This is a genomic window from Polynucleobacter sp. 35-46-11, assembly GCF_002281105.1.
Genome location: NZ_NCFJ01000523.1, coordinates 1 through 1724 on the forward strand (window position 1 = coordinate 1; position 1724 = coordinate 1724).

A 1724-nucleotide genomic window follows, 5' to 3' on the forward strand; every position below is an offset into this window, starting at 1 on the left:
GAAGTCACCTAGCATTCGTCTAATAACAGGCGGATCATTCCGACGCTCCAAAACAGCCTGCCAGGCACTGCTTATGGAAACAATTTCCCCGCGGACTGGGGCGCCATCGCACATAAATACAAGTAACTCGTTCATAGGTGAAAGTATCCACTTTTTTCAGAATTGAGTCCTAAATGGCAAATTTATAGGCTGACCTGAGATAATGTCATTTATGCAAATACGTACACGATTCGCCCCTAGTCCAACGGGCTTTATTCACTTGGGCAACCTCCGCAGCGCTTTGTATCCGTGGGCTTTTGCACGCCACAACAAAGGCGACTTTATTCTGCGCATCGAGGATACCGATGTTGAGCGTTCTACCCAAGAAGCGGTAGACGTCATCATTGAGGGTATGGCGTGGCTTGGCCTGGATCTAGATGAGGGTCCGATTTATCAAATGCAGCGCATTGATCGTTATCGTGAAGTTGTTAAGCAGATGTTAGAGGCTGGGCTTGCCTATCCTTGCTATATGAGCGAAGAAGAGCTCAATAAACTACGCGATCAACAGATGGCTAATAAAGAAAAGCCTCGCTATAACGGTCAATGGCGCCCGGAGCCAGGAAAAATCCTGCCAGCAATACCCGAAGGTATTTTGCCGGTGATTCGCTTTAAGAATCCTATAGGTGGATCCGTTATCTGGGAGGATGCTGTCAAAGGCAAGATCGAAATTAGCAACGATGAGTTAGATGATCTAGTGATAGCCCGACCAGACGGGACGCCGACCTATAACTTCTGCGTTGTTGTAGACGATCTCGATATGAATATCACTCACGTAATTCGTGGTGATGATCACGTCAACAACACACCGCGCCAAATTAATATCATGAAGGCGCTGGGCGGAACGCCGCCAGTATATGCCCATTTGCCGACAGTTCTCAATGACTCTGGTGAAAAAATGAGTAAGCGTAATGGCGCTATGAGTGTGCGTGATTACCAAAAAGCAGGGTATTTGCCTGAAGCCATTCTGAATTACCTCGCAAGGTTAGGGTGGTCTCATGGTGATGCGGAGATCTTTACTAAAGAGCAGTTTGTGAATTGGTTTGATCTAGACAGTCTTGGTCGCTCACCTGCACAACATAACCCTGAAAAATTACTTTGGCTTAATCATCAATATATTCAGAATGCTGATCCTGCTATCTTGGCAGAGGCGACCAAACCATTCGCTCATGAGTTAGGCATTGATACAGAAAAGGGTCCAGACTTTGTGCAGGTAGTGGGGCTTCTTAAAGATCGCGCGAATACGCTCATGGAAATCGCAGAAGGCGCTAAGCTTTTTTACCTGCCTGCACCAGCTCATAGTGCAGAACAAATTGCCGCAAATATCCCTGCTGAAATTATCCCCGCGATAAAAGATTTGATCGAAGCAGTTAAATCAGCGGAGCACACAAAAGCGGCTTATGGACTGGCTTTTAAAGAAGTTTTAGCTAAACATGAGATCAAAATGCCAGCCTTAGCAATGCCTGTCCGCTATGCTTTATTTGCGACAACGCAGACCCCGGCGATTGATTCTGTCATGGTTGTTTTGGGCAAGGATGAGGTCGTACAAAGGCTTTCCAAGGTCGTCTAGAGCAGAATTTGCTCCCTCCTACAAAAATAGGATAAAATCTTGGATTGTTTTGAGTGTCTTGTAGATTTTTAGCGAGATTACGGGGGTATAGCTCAGCTGGGAGAGCGCTTGCATGGCA

The 1724-nt window shown here is 46.3% G+C and carries 1 protein-coding gene; it reads left to right on the forward strand.

Annotated elements, in window-relative coordinates; all coding sequences use genetic code 11:
• Window positions 1-202 precede the first annotated feature (202 nt).
• Window positions 203-1606, forward strand: a complete 1404-nt coding sequence (gene gltX / locus B7Y67_RS17165; protein ID WP_293599668.1) for a glutamate--tRNA ligase — start codon at window positions 203-205, stop codon at window positions 1604-1606.
• The last annotated feature ends 118 nt before the right edge of the window (window positions 1607-1724 follow it).